2 protein-coding genes and 1 pseudogene are annotated in these 2,400 nt (G+C 65.3%); 2 read left to right on the forward strand and 1 reads right to left on the reverse strand.

The window, feature by feature from the left end:
• Window positions 1-588, reverse strand: a pseudogene (locus DBR22_RS13845) (DUF4439 domain-containing protein); the annotation flags it as partial.
• A gap of 106 nt (window positions 589-694) precedes the next feature.
• Here DBR22_RS13845 and rimP point away from each other — a divergent pair.
• Together rimP and nusA are read left to right on the forward strand one after the other, a co-directional pair.
• Entirely contained in the window at window positions 695-1,309 is a 615-nt protein-coding gene (gene rimP / locus DBR22_RS13850) for a ribosome maturation factor RimP (RefSeq protein ID WP_108599491.1), read from the forward strand.
• Window positions 1,309-2,289, forward strand: coding sequence for a transcription termination factor NusA (gene nusA / locus DBR22_RS13855; RefSeq protein WP_108599492.1), 981 nt, complete (start codon window positions 1,309-1,311; stop codon window positions 2,287-2,289). The genes rimP and nusA overlap by 1 nt, the downstream gene beginning before the upstream one ends.
• Window positions 2,290-2,400: the final 111 nt, after the last annotated feature.

The following is a 2,400-nucleotide window of genomic DNA, read 5'->3' on the forward strand; positions in this document are numbered from 1 at the left end:
GGGTGGAGGGCTGCCCAGGGACTCCCGGGCCGCAAGGGAGTCGGAGGTGCCGGGAGGCTCCGGGGCGGCAAGGGCGGGCAACGGCGCACCGGCGGCTTCCGCGACGTCCTCAGCTGCCAGGAGCTGGGCGGTACCGGCCCCTGCCAGAAGGCGGGCCATCCCGCCGTCGGCCGTTTCTGCGTCCTTCAGCCGCCGGGCAGCACTGGTTTGGAGGGCTCCCGCGAACTCCGCAGCGGTGGCCGGGGAACCCGGCCCGGGGAAGCCTGAAGCAGCAGGATCCCCTGCCAGTGCCAGAGCCCGGGCGTGGACAGTCAGCAAAGTCACAGCGCTCTCCAGGGACGCCGCCTGCGGCCCTGCCGGTGCATCTCCCGCCGCACGTGCAAGGGCGAGGCCGGCGGACCTCAGGGAGAGTGCGTCCGAGTACGCTGATGCCCTTGCCTGCTCGGAAAAGGGCGGCGTTGGGGGAGCGGGAGGCTCGCGGGGGATCAGGACGAATCCCAGGCTCAGGACAAGGAGGGCTGCCAGCGCGAAAACCGCATACCGGAAATAGCGTCCGCGGTGGCGGTTTTCCTGCGTGTCGTCGTTCACAACAGACCATGTTGTCACGCCCGCCGGCAATCCCGGTGCACCACTGCCGCCGGAAAATCGCTAGTCTAGTAGTCACAACATCATCTATCGGGAGGCGACCGGAATCGTGAGTAATGCAGAAGCCACGACTTCATCAGAAGCCACCGGAGCGGGCAAGGCTGAGGCCCCGCCTGCCTATAATCCGGAAGCTGCCAGGCTGCGGGCCTTGTTGGAACCTGCAGTCCAGGCCAACCGCCTCTATCTTGAGGATGTCTCCATCAACGCAGGCTCGCACCGGGTGGTCCACGTCGTGGTGGACCTCCCGCAGGAGGAAACCGGCGGGGTGAACCTCGATGTCATCGCGGACATCTCCAGGGTCCTCTCCGACGTCCTGGACAACGATCCCGCAGACGACGGACGCCCGTATGACCTTGAAGTCTCCTCACCGGGCGTGGGGCGTCCCCTGACCGAAGCCCGGCACTGGCACCGCGCCCGCGGGCGCATGGTCAAGGTCAACGTCATCCAGGGCGAGAACGTCACCGGCCGGGTCCAGTCAGTGGATGACGCCGGTGTGACCCTCGTCCCGGAGATTGAGGTCAAAAAGGGCATGAAGCCCAAACAGGGAGAGCCCGTAAAACTTCCTTTCGACAGGATCCGCAACGGAAAAGTCGAGATCGAATTCAGCCACCTCGATGAGGCCGGTCTGGACACTGAACACAATGGACCTTCTGAGGAGGCCTGATGGATATTGACATGAGCGCGCTGAGACTTCTGGAGCGTGAACGGGAAATTCCGCTGGACCTCCTGATCCCCACCATTGAGCAGGCTCTCCTGGTGGCCTATCACAAGTCGCCCGGAGCTTTCGAGAAGGCCCGCGCAGAGCTGGACCGCAAGAGCGGCCACGTGACCATCTGGGCAGTGGAAATCGACGACGACGGCGCCCCGATCGGCGAGTTCGAGGACACTCCGGCCGGTTTTGGCCGCATTGCTGCGAGCACTGCCCGGCAGATCATCCTCCAGCGACTCCGCGACGTGGAGGACGACGCCGTCCTGGGTGAGTTCAAGGGACGCGAAGGCGAACTCGTCGCCGGCACGATCCAGCAGGGCACCAACCCGCACATGATCCAGGTCAACCTGGGTTCCGTGGAGGCACTGCTGCCGCCGCCCGAGCAGGTGCCGGGGGAGAAGTACACCCACGGCAACCGGCTCCGTGCCCTGGTGATCGACGTCCACCGCGGCACCAAAGGCCCGTCGGTCACACTCTCCCGGTCGCACCCTGGACTTGTCCGGAAGCTCTTCGAACTGGAAGTTCCGGAAATTGCTGACCGCTCCGTGGAGATCGTGGCGTTGGCCCGCGAGGCCGGCCACCGCACCAAGATCGCCGTCAAAGCCAACACCCAGGGCATCAACGCCAAGGGTGCCTGCATCGGCGAAATGGGTTCGCGGGTCCGGGCAGTCATGACCGAACTGAACGACGAGAAGATTGACATCGTCGACTACAGCGAGGATCCGGCCGCTTTCATTGCCAGCGCGCTGTCGCCGTCGCGTGTGAACTCCGTCACGATCACTGACGAGGCCACACGGTCCGCACGTGTTGTGGTTCCCGACTACCAGCTGTCGCTGGCAATCGGGAAAGAAGGCCAGAACGCCCGCCTGGCAGCGAAATTGACCGGCTGGCGGATCGACATTATCTCGGACGCTGCCGCTCCGCGCGATAACTAGGCCCCAACGGGCCCCCGCCCGGGTGTGATTGCATGGCCGCGGCTTCCGCACCGGGAGCCGCGGTTTCAGGCAGATCGGCCCGGAGGGTCTAGAATGGAACATGACCGCGCC

This window comes from Arthrobacter sp. HMWF013, assembly GCF_003061105.1.
In the GTDB taxonomy this organism is placed as follows: Bacteria; Actinomycetota; Actinomycetes; order Actinomycetales; family Micrococcaceae; genus Arthrobacter.

Bases quoted from the DNA above. Each gene is read 5' to 3' on its own strand.
- nusA (WP_108599492.1), top strand. From the start codon at position 1,309: ATGGATATTGACATGAGCGCGCTGAGACTTCTGGAGCGTGAACGGGAA.